Source organism: Bacillus sp. es.034, assembly GCF_002563655.1.
Taxonomy (GTDB): Bacteria; Bacillota; Bacilli; order Bacillales; family Bacillaceae_B; genus Rossellomorea.
Window position 1 is genome coordinate 3,719,522 of the sequence record NZ_PDIY01000001.1, and the last position, 16,074, is coordinate 3,735,595.

Genomic DNA, 16,074 nt, shown 5'->3' on the forward strand with positions numbered 1-16,074 from the left:
TCAATACCCCCATAGAATCGGTTCACTACACATATTCGTTAAAGTGTTTTCCTTTTCCTGTGAGCTGGGCTAATAATGTGGAGGGAATGGATGATTTACTTAGTTTCTCGTATGGAGCCTTTTCTTGATTGGAATGAGGAACATGATCGCCAGCTCCTTCTGGGTGAGTCTGTGATTTATTTTTCAATGGTTTAATCGGTTGTATGGGGAAAAAATTGAAGTGGTGTTTATCGATCTTGATTTCTCTTTCCTGATACTGTTTATACTGATGGTGAGGAATCGGCGCAATATATCCCATTTTTATGACCTCCTTGGTTATAATTACCCAATTTCAGTTGATTAAAAACGCACTACGCATACTCTCCTGCCTTTTTAAAACTTCATAAAAAAAGAAAGAAGAATTAACATAAAATACGTGGCTTCACGTTTTTTTATGTCCATTCTCCTTGATTTTGATTCCTTCTTTTATTTTTTCCCCTTGTTTAACATGTTGGAGATGGTTCCGAAGTCCAATTGCTTCCCATCGTTCACGATCGATTGGACAATTTTATCTTCCATTTCCTTGTTTACAGGTTTATTGGCAATTTTAGATACACGCTTGATGACGCTTCTAACCGTTGCTTCATCTTTGAAGTTTGCATTTTGTAAAGAGTTCGCAAGCTCTAACACTTCGTTCATGTTAACGCCTGTCTTCTTCTCTAAATTCTTAAAAAAGTTATTATTCATTTCCATCACGCCTCCTTTTAACTATAAGCATCATATGTAAAAAACCAAGGAGCGTGAATTGAAAATGAAATTATATAATTCTTTCTGCCAAAACAAAAAGACAAAATCTCTCCAATGAGGATTCTGCCTTTTGTACCCCTTTCTAACAGAAGCTTGCTCCGACGATAATCAAGAGAATGAAAAGCACAACGATCAATACAAACGTTGAGCCATAACCCCCGCCATATCCACAGCCGCCACCATATCCACAGCCACCGTAACCATATCCATACATATAATATCACCTCTCTTTCACCTTTAATCTCTTATAACATATGTATAAAGAGAGGAGAACGTATGGGCTATTGGATATTTTATTGTGTGTTTGTCCAATTGAACAGGTCGAAGGTCAGGTTGCCTTCAGAATCCAATTGTGCGAGAAAGACGGATTCCACCGTCAGTTTCCTCTTAGACAGCTCACGCATCAACCATGGCAGGGGAAACCCCACCTCAGACAAAGCTTTTTGATCGATTTCCCCATCTGTGATGACGGCTTGAGGCGGGGTGGATTTTTGTGATATGTCAAATACATCTTCTCGGACAAGGGGTTGTTTTTCTTTCTTCAACAAAACACTTAAATCACCATTCGTGTCAAGGGACGCGAATTCCACGTCGGCAACGCGGAATACATCCTTTTTCCGTAATTGTTCAAGCATCTCATCAACGGAATACTTCTCTTTCTTCAACGCCTTTTCATCAATATTTCCATCCTTTATGAATACCGTGGGCTTCCCTTCAGCAAACCTCCTAAAGCGAATGCTCTTCAAGGAAAGGAAAGAAAACAGGAGGGGGAATGCAAACCACAATAAGATACTCATCAGCCCTTCACTCAAGGGAAGGTTCAAATCCATAGAAAGTGTCCCTGCAATGCTTCCCACTGTAATTCCAGTGATGTATTCGAAGAAGGATAATTTCGACAGCTGTTTCTTCCCTAATAATTTGGTGATCACAAAAAGGGAAAGAAGGATAAATATACTTCTTAGAGCCACCTGTAAGTATTCAGGCATATATGTTCACCTCTATCATCCCTTTGGTTTGAACAGGAGCGCACCAATAAAGCCGAAGATAATGGCGGATGAGATCCCAGAACTCGTGACTTCGAACATACCGGTGAGGACTCCCACCAATCCGTGTTCCCCGGCTTCCTGCATCGCCCCGTTTACGAGTGCGTTCCCAAAGCTCGTGATGGGAATGGTGGCTCCCGCTCCGGCAAAATCGATAAGAGGCTCGTATAATCCGAAGCCTGAAAGGATGGCTCCCGATACTACCAGCAGACTTAATGTGTGGGCTGGAGTCAGTTTCGCCACATCAAACAATAATTGACCAATTACACAGATGATGCCACCTATTGTAAAGGCCCAAAAAAACATCGCTAACACTTGGTTTCCTCCTTTCAGAGCTACATAAATTCAATCGACACCGCATGAGCGATACAGGGAATCGACTCGCCTTGTTGAAATGTCAGGGGAGATAACAATGCTCCTGTCGCTATGACTAAAATGCGTTTATACGTTCCTTTTTTCATTTCATTCAGTAAATGGCCGTAAAGTACGGTGGCTGAACATCCCGGCCCACTTGCTCCTGATTGTACCGGCTGCTTTTCACCGTAAATCAGCATCCCGCAATCTTGAAATAGCCCATCAGGGAGTGAGTACCCTTTTTGTTTTAACATTTCAACAGCCGTCTGTCTTCCAATTGTGGCAAGATCCCCTGTAATAATGAGATCATAGTACGAAGGATCCCTTCCCAGATCCTGAAAATGACCAACAATCGTATCAACAGCTGCCGGAGCCATGGCACCACCCATATTAAATGGATCCTTCAATCCCATATCCACCACCTTCCCGATCGTTGCGGATGTCACTCTCGGAGTCGGCATGGTGACAGATGTTCCTTCCCCAATCACTGCATATCCGGCACCCGTAACCGTCCATTGGGCCGTCGGGGGTTTCTGGCCACCATATTCAGTAGGGTAGCGGAATTGTTTCTCAGTAGCCGAGTTGTGACTGGAAGCTCCCGTAACCACATGACGGGCTCCATGATAATTCACTAAAAATGCCGAAAGTGCAAGACCTTCCATTGATGTCGAACACGCCCCGAACAAACCGAAATAAGGAATTCCATTGGTTCTTGCCGCAAAGCTTGAAGGGGTGATTTGATTGATCAGATCACCGGTCAAAAAGAATTGGATATCGCTTTTTTGCAGTGATTGTTTTTCGAGTGCGATCTGAACGGCGTCCTCGATGAGAGTACGGTTGGCTTTCTCGTATGTGTCCTGCCCCATCCATACATCATCGTAAAATTGATCGAAGTCTGCTGTGAGGTTTCCTTTTTTCTCAAAAGGCCCACCAACGACACCGGTTGACAGGATGGCGGGATTGGTAGGAAATACCCACGAACGTGTACCTTGCAGCATCAGATCACCCCCAACTGGATTAAGATGGTCTTGATTAAAGCTACGACAAAGGCTGAGAATACCCCGAATACAATGACTGAGCCTGCCAGTTTAAAGATATTCCCTCCCACACCGAGGACGAGTCCTTCTGTTCTATGTTCAATGGCGGCAGAAATCACGGCGTTCCCGAAGCCTGTAACAGGGACGGCACTTCCTGCCCCCCCAAATTGACCAATGTGATCATACACACCGAAGCCGGTCAGGAGCATTGCGAGAAAGACCATCGTCGCAACCGTAGGGTTCCCTGCAGTCTGCTCAGTGAAGTTGAAATAATAAATGTACATATACGTTACCGCCTGTCCGATCAGACAGATGAAGCCTCCCACAAAGAATGCTTTTATGACATTTTTCAGGAGGGGCCGCTTCGTTTCATATTGCTTTTCTAACTGCTCGTACTTCTTTTGTTCAGGTGTTTTTTGTGTTTTTCCCACGAAACCTTCCTCCTACGTTTTCTCTTTTTGCAGCTTCACGATATCCCGGAATCTGATTTCAGCATCCTTTTTTGAGATTGACCCTTTTTTCAGTCTTTCTTTTAAGCGGATGGTTTCGAGAAAGATTTTATAGTCACTGGACAATATAAAATCTTCCTTAGGATATTTATCTTCCAAATAGCGATCCATTTTCTTTTCGATCCTTTTCATTTTGAATCTATGCAAATGCTTCACTTTGTAAACAACGAGCGTCTCTTTCTTCCCCTGAATGACAGCGACATCGTAAAGCTCCTTCATTTTGGAAATTTCCTTTTTGATGGCATGACCGTAACTGTCTGTCTCTGGATTATCCACTAATTCAATGGGGGGCGGATTGGTTTTCTTCATAAGTGCAATCTTACTATCGCTTCCATCTTCCTTATTCGCACATCCAATCAAAACGCATAATGAAAGCGGAATGATGATTCTTTTTTTATTCATGACAGATCCCTCTTTTGTTTGTACTCCCCTTTATTTTTTTCATAAAGTCGTTTTTTATGAAAAAAAAAGACTGCCCAATTGAGCAGCCTTAGCTTTTTTTCACTTTTGACCCGCAACCGCACCCTTTTTTCTTAGTGGATGAGTTTCCTTGTTTCTGTGTATTTGTAGAGGTTTTCTTCACTTTTTATTTCCTCCTTTATCCTATTTCCCTTTTTATTATATGTGAAGAAACCCGAGCTTGTTTCCACTAATTACCTAAAGCCTCAGTCAGTTTTCCAACTTTGTACACCAGCCTCCAGGATAGCGGCAATTCCTGCAACCGCTAAAAGCGTGATGAGTGGAATGAAGTACAGTGGAAAAAAGCAGTAGCCTCCATACAGGAAGCCTGAGACCCATATTCCCGTACACCAATAACAGGACAATAACTCTCCGATAAACCCTTTCAAACCACCTTTTTTAGGGGAAAGATAAATGGCCTCTTCCCCATTCTCATCCACTTCAACATACTCATCGAAAAATGGAGCTCGTAAGAACTCAGTGATTTTATCGAAGACAATGAGATGGGTCAACCGGAATATAGATAAGCCAAGTGCGATCAGTTCAATAAAAGTAAGTTGCAATGGAAAGACTCCCTTCATTTCACAAATTATACAAGCCCAAATTTACAAAAGAGGGCAGATGTCCGTTACCTAATTGCCTACATGACAATATGTTAGTAATGTAAATGAAATTCAATTTAAGGAGGAACTTCTATATGGGTTGCGGAAGAGATAAAGACAAAAGTTCAAAAGATCGTGGTTGCGTATGTCAAGCCGTCCGTGCTATTAAAGATATTCAAGACGAAGCAAATCAAGAGTGTAACGATTGTAAAAATGATTGTTTCCTTGAGCCACTGGGTTCATTGGTTAGTCCCAGTAATCGGTTGAATACTCGTATCTTCAAATTATATCTAAAAAACGGTGAGACGTTTAAAGCGCATATCAAAGGATGCCCTTGGAAATCCCCATTTTTCCGAGTGAAGGAAGTATTCGACAACTGCTGTGCGACGCTTCAAGTATTAAAACCTGATCACGCTGATGGTTCTGGTTCAAGGTCTGGTTCAAGGTCTGGGTCTGGATCTGACATGGAGACTATGGGTCAGAATACTGAGTGGGTCTTCACCGAAGAATGTATCACAGTCGACCTGGATTGCTTCTGTGCGATTCAATGTATCAAAGATGTACACGTATTCTTGGAATGCGACGAAATAAACTAAGTCAGATGAAATAAGCCAGCCGGGAATCCCGCCTGGCTCTTTTTTTATTGGAGGCCGATCATCTTGATGGATTGCAATTCATTCTTCCTCATTTTTACTTCTTCCCCTTGAAAGCTTTTAACGGTTATTTCATTTCCGGAATCCTCCAGGATGACGCCTTTCACTGCCAACACACCATTTGAAAATTCACAAGGAAAAGGTACTTTGCCGGAAATGCTTGCAGAAATGTAGTCTAGTTTCTCCTCTAAGTTCAATTCACGGAATGGCTTTAATTTCCTGAACGAAGAAGCAGCCGTTTTCCGTTCAGGCAGCTGAGGGACCGGTTGGACACTTGGTTCTTCCTGGGGCTCCCCCTGGTCCAAAAATAACTGCTCATCTACATATTTATCTTCTTGTATCCCTTGGCTTAATGGTGTTTCTGATTCTGATGTCCTTTTACTTTTATTACTCTCTTCCTTTGACTTGGGTTTCTTGACTGAGCGGTAAGTAACTTGCATATTGCCTTTCACTTCTTCTAATCTCGGCTGGTTTATATACAGCAAGGGTTCTCTCCCCGCTTTATTCTCTTTTCTCACTAAGACACCTCCTAATTGATCTCCACTTTTATATGTATGCAGAAAGCGCCCAGGGGTTTCATGTTTAAGGAATATAAAAAAAACGGCTTAGGGAATCTTATCCCACAGCCGTTATTTCTATTATTATCCCAGTACGTGATAGCCTGAATCTACGTGAATGTTCTCTCCTGTAATTCCTCTTGAGTAATCACTGAAAAGGAATACTGCCGTATCTCCGACCTCTTCCTGTGTCGTATTGCGACGAAGTGGAGCACGCTCTTCGATTTCTTTCAGGATGCTGTTGAAATCCCCAACACCTTTGGCTGACAGGGTACGAATCGGACCTGCAGAAATCGCATTCACCCGGATACCATGTTTCCCAAGATCGCTCGCAAGATATTTCACGCTCGCTTCAAGAGAGGCTTTTGCCACTCCCATGACATTATAGTTCTGCATGACTCTTTCTCCACCCAGGTAGGTCATGCTCACGATGCTTCCGCCTTCAGTCATAAGGTCCTTAGCCACTTTTGCCACTGCAGTCAGTGAATAGGAGCTGATATTGTGAGCGAGCAGGAAACCGTCTCTTGTCGTATTCATATAATCTCCGGCAAGCTCTTCTTTATTGGCAAAGGCAATACAGTGAGCCAGTCCATGAATGGTTCCCACTTCTTCTTTGATAGTGGCAAAACATTTTTCGATGTCTTCATCATTCGTCACATCACATGGAAGTACCAGTGAATCTTTTCCGCCTTCCAGGGTTCCGGCTAAATCCCTGACACCTTTTTCAAAACGCTCCCCTGCATATGTAAAGATCAAACGTGCACCTGATTGATGCAGCGAACGGGCGATGCCCCACGCAATACTTCGCTTATTCGCCACTCCCATTACAACATATGTTTTACCTTTTAATGAAAGAGTCATTATTATCCTCCTAATTAATACATGTTATTAGTACCTGCTACTAATTCTACCGCACTCTACTATAAAAGAAAAGAAAATTTCTATGTTATTCTCTTTTTCACATCCTCCATTTGCACAAGATGCCTCTGTTCGTGTTTCCCGAGAAGCTCGAGTACCTGCCAAATCGGCATGTCTCCAAATCGCTGATGGTTCATGGATCGACGGTTCAAGGCCTCTTTCGTGTATTTCTCAAGAAAGTGTGTGGTGAGTGAACGTGATTCATCCAATGCTTTCATCAAATCGTCCATGGTCTGTGGATCCGAGGAGGGCTCGATGGGCGCTATCAATTTTTGGGATGGATTATCAAATACCGATAAATCCACTTCTGAATTGCTTCTCCCCCCTCCACTTTTTGCAGAATCAATGGCCAAAGTCAAAAAGCGCGTTTCCGCTCCCGCCAGATGAAGGGTGATTTGCGCAATGCTCCATTCCCCGGGGGACGGTTTTTGGTTCAATTTCTCATAAGATAGCCCCTTTATACTTTCCTTTACCTTATTTCGGATCTCCACAATCTTGGTTTCCCACATAATCGTTACCTCCTTCTTACCTTATATTATCTATTAGGGATTAAGTCATGATACTCCTTTATAGAATAAAAACTTCCCAAGAAAAATGTTTCTTGGGAAGCAGGTTTCATGTTAGCAGTATTCACAAAATTCGAGTTCTCGTTTGAGTTCATCGACGTATTCTTTTGAGCCTGTGACAATCAGGCGGTCATTCATGTGAAGTTCTGTATCCCCATGGGGAACGATGGAGTCCTTCCCCCTGAAGATACGGACGAAGATGACGTCTCCCGTGAATGGGAATTTCCGGAGTGTCATTCCTTCAAACTGACTGTTCAACATGCGGATTTCGTAAAGGGATGTTTCTTGATTGGTCAAGATGCTCATGACGGATGGAGATTCAATGAGCGCCCTTAATAAAGCTTTCGTAGATAAGAATACAGAATAAACTTCAATATCCTGTTCACGAAGACTTTCATGCAGATCAGGGCTTTCCACCCTTACGATCACACGACCTACTCCATACTCTTTTGCCGTCACTGCCAGTGTTGCATTCACCTCTTCATCCCCAGTTGAAATCACGATGATATCCGATTCAAAGATATCCTTCTCTTCCAGTGTGCCGAGATCATAATCATCGATTTCATGGATATCAAACAGTGAATCAGCGATACTTCGATCTGATTTATCCTGTTTCGTATGATACAGGACCGGTTCGTACAAGGAGGATTGAAGCTCCCTTGAAACGGGCATTGTCAATTGGTTGGCACCCAGGAATGTAATTTTCAGCTTCTTCTCTTTGGCACTTTCCCGCGGGAAAAGCTTCTTAAAGATGATTGGTGTGATGATACATGTAATCACGGCCACCAGAATGAGCGTCCCACTCATTTGAGGGGTGATAATTTCAATTCTCTCTGCGATCTTTGCAGCAGCAATCACCAACGACAGAGTTGACGTAAGGAGAAATGCTGAAGCGATCGTCGTTTTCGTATCATACCAGTACCTCAATAAATATACCGGGATGATCTTCGAAACGAGGAAGGCAAGAACCAATAATGGAATGAGTAAAAGCATCTTCTTGTCACTCAGTAGTGACCCAAGGTCCAGCTCCACACCGATCATCACGAAAAAGATCGGGATTAAAAATCCATATCCAAATGAATCAAGCTTATGAACCATCTCCTGATTTGGTGCAAGTAAAGAAACAAGTACACCGGCAAGGAAAGCTCCCAGAATGTTCTCGGCACCCACGGTCTCTGACACGGCCACCAGTAACATGATCAAGGTAAAGACCGCACGTGTACCGATTTGAACTGTACCGGTCGATAGACTTTTGATGAAAGAGTTATTCTTCAGCCTCTTGGCGAGGAAGTATAGTAGCAGACCTACTCCAAAGAGGATCAGTAGAAGCCACATATTCCCGTGTCCTTCTCCATAAAGAGAAACGAACACAGCAAGTAAAATCATGGTCACCAGGTCGGCGATGACCGCTACGAGCAGAATGATCTGTCCGATTGCACTTTTCGAGATATGTGCCTCTTTCAGCGTTGGTACCACGACACCAAGGGATATCGTGGAAATAATCAGTGTCATCAAGAACGCATTATCAATGAGCCCAAACAGGACAAACAGATAAGACAGCCCCAGAGACACAAAGAAAATACCGATAAAAATGATAATCGCCAATTTCAAGCGGTTTGGTTCTTCTTTACCACTCGGCAAAAGCTCTTTTTTCTTTTTCCCGCCTGAAAAAGCCGTGAAATCAATTTCAAGACCGCTTAAGAACATGAGGAAGATAAACCCCAGGGTAGATAATGTCTCAAGCCACATGTCCTGTTGGACGAGATTAAACCCGCTCTTTCCTATAACCAATCCCATGATGATCTCCGCGATGACGACCGGGATGAAATTCAACTTAAATTTATGCAGCAAAATGGGAGTTAAAAAAGCTACCATGATGACGATCACAAGGGATGCAACAGATGCATGTTGTTCCATTCATATTTCCCCCTATTCTCTCTATATTAGGTAATTCATAAACAATGTCGCTAATCCAAGATATATTAATGTACTGATGATATCATTGATCGTCGTGATAAAAGGACCGGAAGCGACGGCCGGATCCACTTTTAGCTTGTGCATCATGAGGGGCACTAATGTACCTGCGAGTGTGGCAACGAAAAGTGAAATCAATACGGAGACGCCGACAAGGATCCCTAAAAAGAATTCGCCTTTCCACACGTACACAATGATGCTGACCACAATCCCGCAGGTAGTCCCGGTAATCAGCCCTGTTCCCGCTTCACGAAAGACAAGGGACATCTTGTTTTCCTTTTCCAGGTCACCTGTGGCAATCCCCCTCACGGCAACGGCGAGTGCCTGAGTTCCAGTATTTCCTGCCATCCCGGCAATCAATGGAATAAACACGGCAAGGATGGCCACTTTATCCAACGTATCTTCAAACCTTCCGATGAGGCTTGCAGTGAACATTCCGAGGAATAGTAAGGCGATAAGCCACGGGAGACGCTTCTTGGCCGCATTTATAGGACTTCTGTCAATGGAATCCAGATCGGCGATACCAGCAAGTTTAGAGTAATCATCGGACGCCTCTTCTTCCATGACGTCCATGATGTCATCTACCGTAATGATCCCAAGCAGATGATGTTGAAAATCAACAACGGGCAGGGCAAGGAAGTCGTAATCCTTCATCTGCCGTGCGACAGCTTCCTGATCTTCGCTGACACCGACGGCCATGACACGTCCACTCATAATTTCACCGATCATCACATCATCATGACTGATGATCAAATCCCTGAGGGAGATGACCCCTACAAGCTTTTTGTCATCATCCACCACATAGATATAATAAATCGTTTCCGCATTGGGGGCTTCATTTTTCAATATATACATGGCAGACCTGACCGTCTGGTTCTTTGAAATCGCCACGAACTCTGTGGTCATGATACTACCAGCTGTGTATTCTTCATAATGCAGTAACTCTTTGATCTCTTTAGCCGATTCATCATTCATGATTGTCAAATAACTGACAACCTGATCTTTATCCAGCTCATTCAAGACATCCACCGCGTCATCGGCATACATATTAGAAAGCATTTCGGCTGCGTATGTAGGATTCATTTCGGCCAGGATATCCTGATAATCTTCTTCATCTATATCCAGACTTTCAAAAAGATCAGCCATTTCTTCCGGTGAAAGATAATGATAAAGCCGGCTTCGTAAGTCTTCATCTATTTTAGAGAAAAACTTTGCTTGATCATAAGAGTGTAATTGAACAAATTCTGAACGAAACAAATCCAGATTTTCTTCCTGAAGGGCTCTAATGAGAAGGTCTTCATCATACATTTCCTGTTCCTGCTTATCTCTGTCATTCTCCTGTTCTTGAGTTACCTCAGACATCCAATACACCCTCCTTCATAACTTGATTGAATATAGTCGTAATAATACTAGCAAATCTCAATACAATTGTCTCTTATGAAATCATAACCATCTATGTATTCCTTTGCTTAAATATGTCATACTAATGCCAGACGAATCATGAACACAGGAATTGCTGAATCATTAATATGTCATAAAATACGTGAAAAGAAAAGGAAAAAGGCAGGTAAGGAAGTGGGATGATGATGAAAATTGATATTATCGGTGATGTTCATGGCTGTTTTACCGAATTTAGAGAGTTGACGAGGAAGCTTGGGTATGAATGGGACAGCGGTCTTCCAGTTCATCCCCATGGAAGGAAACTCGGTTTCGTAGGAGACCTGACGGATCGGGGACATCACTCCCTTGAGATGATCTCGACAGTATACGGCCTTTTTCAAAAAGATATTGTATATTATGTCCCAGGGAACCATTGCAATAAGCTTTAACGTTATTTCTTAGGGAACAACGTGAAAATCCTTCACGGGCTGGAAACAACCGTGGCAGAACTGAGTGCCCTCACTCAAAAAGAAAGAAATCGCTATCGGGATATGTTCATCGAATTGTATGAACAATCTCCTTTGTACCATATATTGGATAAAGGAAAGCTGATCCTTGCCCATGCAGGCATCAAAGAAGGACTAATCGGAAAACAATCGAATCGGGTCAAAACTTTTGTCCTTTATGGAGACATAACAGGAGAAAAGAACGAAGACGGTACCCCTGTTAGAAAAGACTGGGCACGTGACTATCAGGGCGATGCATGGATCGTATACGGTCACACCCCGGTGAAAGAAGCACGCATCATCAATAAAACGGCAAACATCGATACAGGTGCCGTGTTTGGCGGAATGCTTTCTGCATTTAGATACCCTGAACTGGAAGTAGTGAATGTTGCATCAAGCATGCCTCTTGTGGCGGAGAAGTTTCGAGAAGTTGAATGAGTTTTTTTGCTGTCTAAATAAAAAGAGATCCCCTTCAGTCTAACTGAGAGGGATCTTTTACTGCCTATCAAGCAGCATCCTCATATCACCCGGCAAGGGGCACTCCAAGTTCATCCATTCTTTTATGATCGGGTGGAAAAAGTGCAGTCTTTTACAATGAAGGGCCTGTCTGCCTATCAGATGAACACTTCCCCCATATAAATCATCTCCTGCAAGAGGATGGCCCAAGAAAGAAAGATGAACCCGGATCTGATGGGTCCTGCCTGTTTCCAGCTTCAATTCCAGGTGTGCAAATTCAGGAAACTGCCTTTCCACCCTGTAATGGGTCAGGGCATATTGTCCATCTGACCTCACTTCTCTTTCAATGATGCTGTCGGATTTCCTTCCGATCGGCTCTTCTATCGTCCCGGATCCCTTCATCACCCCTTCTGCAAAGGCTTCATATGTCCGGTGGATTTCCCTTTCCTTCTGCTGAAGGCTGAAGAGGTGATGAACGTGCCGGTGTTTTGCCACAAGTACCAGTCCCGATGTGTCTTTATCCAATCTGGTAACGATGTGTACCGTTGAAGTGAGGTCCATTCCTTTGAAATATCCTAATATGGCGTTCGCAAGACTTCCTGTCGGCTCTTCTTTCGTGGGGATCGTTTTCATTCCCCACGGTTTGTCCAAAACAAGCACATTATCATCTTCGTAAACGATTGAGAGTGGGATCTTTTCTGCCACCAGCGTTTCACTTGCTCTTTCTTCAGGAAATCTCACTTCAAGAAGATCTCCTGCAGTAAGTGGATGCCGGACATTTTCTTCTTTTCCATTGAGGGTGATCCTTCCTCCGTCATACTTGACTGCCGTCAATGTACGCTTTGACAAATGCTGATCAATCAGAAACTCTCTCATCAGCATCCCTTCATAGGTTGAAGGGATGCACCATTTTAGCGTATATCCCTTCAACTCACCATTCCCCTTTATTCATCCGCTACAAATGAATCATGCACCCGTTTCCAGAACGGGAAAGGACGGAAGCGTGCAAAGCGGATTTTCTCATCTGCGACACGATATTGAATGCTTTTCACGTCTTTATGAAGGAGGGAAAGATGATCGATCGTCACCAGGAAATCAGGTCCATTCACAGGCTTCAGCATGCATGTATGATGTGCAGGTAAAATGAGCGACGATCCGATGGTACGGAATACCCGATTATTGATGGAAGCCATTTCAGCGAATTGAATGGCGGGTAAGGACGGGTGAATGATCGCCCCTCCAAGTGCCTTATTATATGCCGTACTGCCTGAAGGAGTGGACAGGCATAATCCGTCGCCCCTGAATCTTTCAAAATGCTGCCCCCGGATTTCCACATCCATCACCAGGGTCCCTTCGACGCTTTTGACCGTTGATTCATTCAATGCAAGATAACGGGTTTCTTTTCCACCGTGTTGATAACGGATAATCGTCTCCAATAGTGGATATTCAATGATCTGATACGGTGTCTTGGCGATGGCAATGACAAGCTTCTCGATTTCTTCCGGCACCCAGTCTGCATAAAAGCCGAGGTGCCCCGTATGTACACCCACAAAGGCCGTCTTATCAAGCCTTGATCTATAGCGGTGAAAAGCATATAGCAGTGTACCGTCCCCACCGACTGAAATGACGATGTCGGGTTGATCATCATCATAGATCAGGTTGAAATCCTGGAGATATGTTCTCATTTTATGCATCAGTGTGTTGGACTTTGAATCACCTTTTGATGTAATAGCGAACTTCATTCATTTACCCCCTCTGTTTAGGTTCAGAGCCACGCTGGTCTTTTTCCTTTTTGTTTGTGAAAATGACCTGGGCTTCCTGGATTTCTTCCCGGATCAAACTCATTTCTTCATCCAGTCTGAAGGCCGCTTCGGCAGCACTTTGCAGACGGTGACGGATCTGTTCAGGAATTTGTCCACTGTACTTATAATTCAACGAATGTTCGATCGTAGCCCAGAAATTCATCGAAAGCGTACGGATTTGAATTTCTACCAGGATGTTCTTTTCTCCGTGAATCGTTTGTACCGGATAGTCGATGACCACATGATAAGAACGATATCCACTTTGTTTCTTATGGGTCACATAGTCTCTTTCTTCAATAATTGTAAAATCTTTGCGCCCCCGGAGCTTTTCCACCACCACATGAATATCCTCTACAAATTGACACATCATTCTCAATCCTGCGATGTCCTGCAATTCTGTTCCAATGTTGGATAGCTCTATTCCTTTTTGATTTGCTTTATCAAGGATACTCGCAATCGGTTTCACTCTGCCTGTCACGAATTCAATGGGGGAATGGGTGTTATGAAGTTCATATTCTCCCCTCATCCCCTTAAGCTTAATCTTCAATTCATCAACCGCTTGCTTGTAGGGAGCCAAAAATTGTTCCCAGTGATTCATTCCCCTCACCTCTAAACGCCTACTTTTCAAGAAATACGTTCTCTACCTTTTTAACCATTTCGTCACCGTAGTTCCCGTTTCCTTCTATATTATCTATAAGATAATCAAGCTCTTCTATGAATTGTGCTAATTCCAGTGAATCTTTTTCACTTTTTGCCACGACTGCCGCTTTTTCTTGAAGGGCTTTTTTTAATTCCGGCCAGATTGACTCTTCCAAATATAAGTATACATATTCCTCTTCATTTTCAGCTAAGTATACGAAAGCATAGCGATCGGAATCTGCAATGATCTGACCTGCCGCCGTTGTACCTTTTAAGAGCTCCGACTGGTCCGTATGTAAGTATAAAGTTCCGTTTTCATATGTTGTGTGATTAAATTGAACAATTTTCCTCATGCTTTTCTTCATCCTTCCATTAAACAATCAGTATCATTTTAACATAAGAAAACCATTTCATCTAAATATTGAAGTTCCCTTTTATTAAAGAGATAATAGAGGAAGTATGCAAGGAAAGGATGCTTGTGATGGCACAGGAAATTGAAATTGAATTTAAGAATCTTGTAACAGAAGAAGAATTCACCCGATTGACTTCACATTTTCATATAAATGAGGAAGATTTCATTTCTCAGGATAATCATTATTTCGATACACCGGATTATCAATTAAAGGAGAAGCAGTCTGCCCTCCGAATCCGGGAGAAAAACGGGACGTATACGTTGACTTTAAAGACCCCGTTAAAAGAAGATCTCCTGGAGACGAATCAACCCTTATCAATAAATCAATCAGAATCACTTATAAAAGAGGGCATATTTCCAAAAGGAGAAGTCAGAGATGTGCTGAAGTCCCTTTCCATTCCTTATGAATCCCTGCAACACTTTGGGACACTTTCAACCAGCAGGGCGGAAATCCCTTATAGGGGTGGACTACTTGTTTTCGACCAAAGCTCTTATCTGCAAAAGGAAGACTATGAGCTCGAATATGAAGTGAAAGAACGTACATCTGGCAAAGCGATTTTTCTGGAATTACTCAAGCATCATCAGATCCCGCTTCGTCAGACAGATAATAAAATCAAACGTTTTTACTTGGAAAAATTAAAGCAGGATCGATCATGACCGATATAGAATAGGAATAAGCGTTTTATTAAAGAGGAGTCAAACGTATGAATGTTCAACAGTTGAAAACGATGATGGAGCTTCAAGCCTTGAACAGTCTCGGGTCCGTATCTTCTATCCAGGATAAAGCCGGTCAATCGAATGATTTGTTTCAACAATTATTAACTAGCGCCCTTCAACCAAGCCTACAAACTATAGATTTGAAACAAACACTTGGAGCCGTCAATGGAGCTCTACTGACCCAATCCGCCAGTTCGGTCCCTATAAGCATCAATCCCCTTTCGGCTCTAAACAAGCCGAACTGGAATGCCCCAGAGGAAATTGATGAAATCATCAGCCGTGCAGCGGATCAATATGCCATTCCAAAAAAATTGATCCAAGCCGTCATTAAACAGGAGTCCAATTTCAATCCGGATGCGGTCAGCCCTGCAGGCGCCACGGGATTGATGCAGCTCATGCCGAGCACCGCACGAGGGCTTGGGGTCAACAACATATTCGATCCCGAAGAGAATGTATTTGCCGGTACAAAATATTTAAAGCAAATGCTCGATAAGTACAATGGTGACATCCACCTTGCACTGGCAGCCTACAATGCAGGTCCCGGAAACGTTGATAAATACAACGGTATCCCACCGTTCAAAGAAACCACCTCCTATGTAAAAAAAGTGACGGATCGTTATTTTGCCTAACGATCCCGCTATCATTCAAAAGCTGGCCGCTCATCTCGAGGCCAGCTTTATTTTAGTTACACAGATGGTCCAATC

Annotated in this window: 21 protein-coding genes and 1 pseudogene; 4 read left to right on the forward strand and 18 right to left on the reverse strand. The window is 43.1% G+C overall.

Going from position 1 to position 16,074, the window contains the following annotated elements; translation table 11 throughout:
- Positions 1-25 precede the first annotated feature (25 nt).
- The 9 genes from ATG71_RS18930 to ATG71_RS18970 form a co-directional block, all read right to left on the reverse strand.
- A complete protein-coding gene (locus ATG71_RS18930; protein ID WP_098441003.1) occupies positions 26-298 on the reverse strand; it encodes a hypothetical protein in 273 nt (90 codons plus the stop codon).
- 167 nt (positions 299-465) lie between these two features.
- Positions 466-726 carry a sporulation-specific transcription regulator SpoVIF gene (spoVIF, locus tag ATG71_RS18935; RefSeq protein WP_034763965.1) on the reverse strand — a complete coding sequence of 87 codons (261 nt, stop codon included), beginning with the start codon at positions 724-726 and terminating at the stop codon, positions 466-468.
- A 142-nt stretch (positions 727-868) separates the two neighbouring features.
- Positions 869-1,000 (reverse strand): YjcZ family sporulation protein, encoded by a 132-nt coding sequence (locus ATG71_RS18940; protein WP_082386193.1) that lies wholly within the window; start codon positions 998-1,000, stop codon positions 869-871.
- Positions 1,001-1,079: 79 nt separating this feature from the next.
- Complete coding sequence (locus tag ATG71_RS18945; RefSeq protein ID WP_098441004.1) at positions 1,080-1,772, reverse strand: DUF421 domain-containing protein; 693 nt, start codon at positions 1,770-1,772, stop codon at positions 1,080-1,082.
- 15 nt (positions 1,773-1,787) lie between these two features.
- On the reverse strand, positions 1,788-2,144 hold the full coding sequence (spoVAE, locus tag ATG71_RS18950; RefSeq protein ID WP_034763503.1) for a stage V sporulation protein AE: 357 nt from the start codon (positions 2,142-2,144) through the stop codon (positions 1,788-1,790).
- Positions 2,145-2,164: 20 nt separating this feature from the next.
- Complete coding sequence (spoVAD, locus tag ATG71_RS18955; RefSeq protein WP_098441005.1) at positions 2,165-3,181, reverse strand: stage V sporulation protein AD; 1,017 nt, start codon at positions 3,179-3,181, stop codon at positions 2,165-2,167.
- The gene (spoVAC, locus tag ATG71_RS18960; protein ID WP_098441006.1) at positions 3,181-3,651 is read right to left on the reverse strand and encodes a stage V sporulation protein AC; all 471 of its coding nucleotides are present in this window, start codon (positions 3,649-3,651) and stop codon (positions 3,181-3,183) included. Before spoVAC ends, spoVAD begins: the two co-directional genes overlap by 1 nt.
- Before the next feature lie 12 nt (positions 3,652-3,663).
- The gene (locus ATG71_RS18965; RefSeq protein WP_098441007.1) at positions 3,664-4,131 is read right to left on the reverse strand and encodes a sporulation protein; all 468 of its coding nucleotides are present in this window, start codon (positions 4,129-4,131) and stop codon (positions 3,664-3,666) included.
- Between the two features lie 263 nt (positions 4,132-4,394).
- On the reverse strand, positions 4,395-4,751 hold the full coding sequence (locus ATG71_RS18970) for a DUF1360 domain-containing protein (protein ID WP_098441008.1): 357 nt from the start codon (positions 4,749-4,751) through the stop codon (positions 4,395-4,397).
- Between the two features lie 134 nt (positions 4,752-4,885).
- On the opposite strand from ATG71_RS18970, the gene ATG71_RS18975 reads away from it, so the two are divergent.
- A complete protein-coding gene (locus tag ATG71_RS18975) occupies positions 4,886-5,386 on the forward strand; it encodes a CotY/CotZ family spore coat protein (protein ID WP_098441009.1) in 501 nt (166 codons plus the stop codon).
- A gap of 44 nt (positions 5,387-5,430) precedes the next feature.
- Here the strand turns inward: ATG71_RS18975 and ATG71_RS18980 are convergent, their stop codons facing one another.
- The 5 genes from ATG71_RS18980 to mgtE form a co-directional block, all read right to left on the reverse strand.
- A complete protein-coding gene (locus ATG71_RS18980) occupies positions 5,431-5,961 on the reverse strand; it encodes a CotO family spore coat protein (RefSeq protein ID WP_098441010.1) in 531 nt (176 codons plus the stop codon).
- 123 nt (positions 5,962-6,084) lie between these two features.
- A complete protein-coding gene (fabI, locus tag ATG71_RS18985) occupies positions 6,085-6,861 on the reverse strand; it encodes an enoyl-ACP reductase FabI (protein ID WP_098441011.1) in 777 nt (258 codons plus the stop codon).
- Positions 6,862-6,941: 80 nt separating this feature from the next.
- Entirely contained in the window at positions 6,942-7,427 is a 486-nt protein-coding gene (locus ATG71_RS18990; RefSeq protein ID WP_098441012.1) for a DinB family protein, read from the reverse strand.
- 111 nt (positions 7,428-7,538) lie between these two features.
- The gene (locus ATG71_RS18995) at positions 7,539-9,401 is read right to left on the reverse strand and encodes a monovalent cation:proton antiporter family protein (protein ID WP_098441013.1); all 1,863 of its coding nucleotides are present in this window, start codon (positions 9,399-9,401) and stop codon (positions 7,539-7,541) included.
- Positions 9,402-9,422: 21 nt separating this feature from the next.
- A complete protein-coding gene (gene mgtE / locus ATG71_RS19000; protein WP_483295347.1) occupies positions 9,423-10,766 on the reverse strand; it encodes a magnesium transporter in 1,344 nt (447 codons plus the stop codon).
- Positions 10,767-11,044: 278 nt separating this feature from the next.
- Here mgtE and prpE point away from each other — a divergent pair.
- Positions 11,045-11,782, forward strand: a pseudogene (prpE, locus tag ATG71_RS19005) (bis(5'-nucleosyl)-tetraphosphatase PrpE).
- Positions 11,783-11,839: 57 nt separating this feature from the next.
- Here prpE and ATG71_RS19010 read toward each other — a convergent pair.
- From ATG71_RS19010 to ATG71_RS19025, 4 genes are read right to left on the reverse strand one after another with little or no spacing between them, the layout of a single operon-like run.
- Positions 11,840-12,730: an RluA family pseudouridine synthase gene (locus ATG71_RS19010; protein WP_286163064.1), complete on the reverse strand. Its 891-nt coding sequence runs from the start codon at positions 12,728-12,730 to the stop codon at positions 11,840-11,842.
- Positions 12,731-12,744: 14 nt separating this feature from the next.
- Positions 12,745-13,542 carry an NAD kinase gene (locus tag ATG71_RS19015; protein WP_098441015.1) on the reverse strand — a complete coding sequence of 266 codons (798 nt, stop codon included), beginning with the start codon at positions 13,540-13,542 and terminating at the stop codon, positions 12,745-12,747.
- Positions 13,543-13,546: 4 nt separating this feature from the next.
- Positions 13,547-14,200: a GTP diphosphokinase gene (yjbM, locus tag ATG71_RS19020; protein WP_098441016.1), complete on the reverse strand. Its 654-nt coding sequence runs from the start codon at positions 14,198-14,200 to the stop codon at positions 13,547-13,549.
- Between the two features lie 19 nt (positions 14,201-14,219).
- The gene (locus ATG71_RS19025; protein ID WP_098441017.1) at positions 14,220-14,594 is read right to left on the reverse strand and encodes a UPF0738 family protein; all 375 of its coding nucleotides are present in this window, start codon (positions 14,592-14,594) and stop codon (positions 14,220-14,222) included.
- Between the two features lie 128 nt (positions 14,595-14,722).
- On the opposite strand from ATG71_RS19025, the gene ATG71_RS19030 reads away from it, so the two are divergent.
- Together ATG71_RS19030 and ATG71_RS19035 are read left to right on the forward strand one after the other, a co-directional pair.
- The gene (locus ATG71_RS19030) at positions 14,723-15,310 is read left to right on the forward strand and encodes a CYTH domain-containing protein (RefSeq protein ID WP_098441018.1); all 588 of its coding nucleotides are present in this window, start codon (positions 14,723-14,725) and stop codon (positions 15,308-15,310) included.
- Positions 15,311-15,357: 47 nt separating this feature from the next.
- Entirely contained in the window at positions 15,358-15,999 is a 642-nt protein-coding gene (locus tag ATG71_RS19035; RefSeq protein WP_098441019.1) for a lytic transglycosylase domain-containing protein, read from the forward strand.
- The last annotated feature ends 75 nt before the right edge of the window (positions 16,000-16,074 follow it).

Bases quoted from the DNA above. Each gene is read 5' to 3' on its own strand.
- ATG71_RS18930 (WP_098441003.1), bottom strand. From the start codon at position 298: ATGGGATATATTGCGCCGATTCCTCACCATCAGTATAAACAGTATCAG.
- spoVIF (WP_034763965.1), bottom strand. From the start codon at position 726: ATGAATAATAACTTTTTTAAGAATTTAGAGAAGAAGACAGGCGTTAAC.
- ATG71_RS18940 (WP_082386193.1), bottom strand. From the start codon at position 1,000: ATGTATGGATATGGTTACGGTGGCTGTGGATATGGTGGCGGCTGTGGA.
- ATG71_RS18945 (WP_098441004.1), bottom strand. From the start codon at position 1,772: ATGCCTGAATACTTACAGGTGGCTCTAAGAAGTATATTTATCCTTCTT.
- spoVAD (WP_098441005.1), bottom strand. From the start codon at position 3,181: ATGCTGCAAGGTACACGTTCGTGGGTATTTCCTACCAATCCCGCCATC.
- ATG71_RS18965 (WP_098441007.1), bottom strand. From the start codon at position 4,131: ATGAATAAAAAAAGAATCATCATTCCGCTTTCATTATGCGTTTTGATT.
- ATG71_RS18975 (WP_098441009.1), top strand. From the start codon at position 4,886: ATGGGTTGCGGAAGAGATAAAGACAAAAGTTCAAAAGATCGTGGTTGC.
- fabI (WP_098441011.1), bottom strand. From the start codon at position 6,861: ATGACTCTTTCATTAAAAGGTAAAACATATGTTGTAATGGGAGTGGCG.
- ATG71_RS18990 (WP_098441012.1), bottom strand. From the start codon at position 7,427: ATGTGGGAAACCAAGATTGTGGAGATCCGAAATAAGGTAAAGGAAAGT.
- ATG71_RS18995 (WP_098441013.1), bottom strand. From the start codon at position 9,401: ATGGAACAACATGCATCTGTTGCATCCCTTGTGATCGTCATCATGGTA.
- mgtE (WP_483295347.1), bottom strand. From the start codon at position 10,766: ATGTATGATGAAGACCTTCTCATTAGAGCCCTTCAGGAAGAAAATCTG.
- ATG71_RS19015 (WP_098441015.1), bottom strand. From the start codon at position 13,542: ATGAAGTTCGCTATTACATCAAAAGGTGATTCAAAGTCCAACACACTG.
- yjbM (WP_098441016.1), bottom strand. From the start codon at position 14,200: ATGAATCACTGGGAACAATTTTTGGCTCCCTACAAGCAAGCGGTTGAT.
- ATG71_RS19025 (WP_098441017.1), bottom strand. From the start codon at position 14,594: ATGAGGAAAATTGTTCAATTTAATCACACAACATATGAAAACGGAACT.
- ATG71_RS19030 (WP_098441018.1), top strand. From the start codon at position 14,723: ATGGCACAGGAAATTGAAATTGAATTTAAGAATCTTGTAACAGAAGAA.
- ATG71_RS19035 (WP_098441019.1), top strand. From the start codon at position 15,358: ATGAATGTTCAACAGTTGAAAACGATGATGGAGCTTCAAGCCTTGAAC.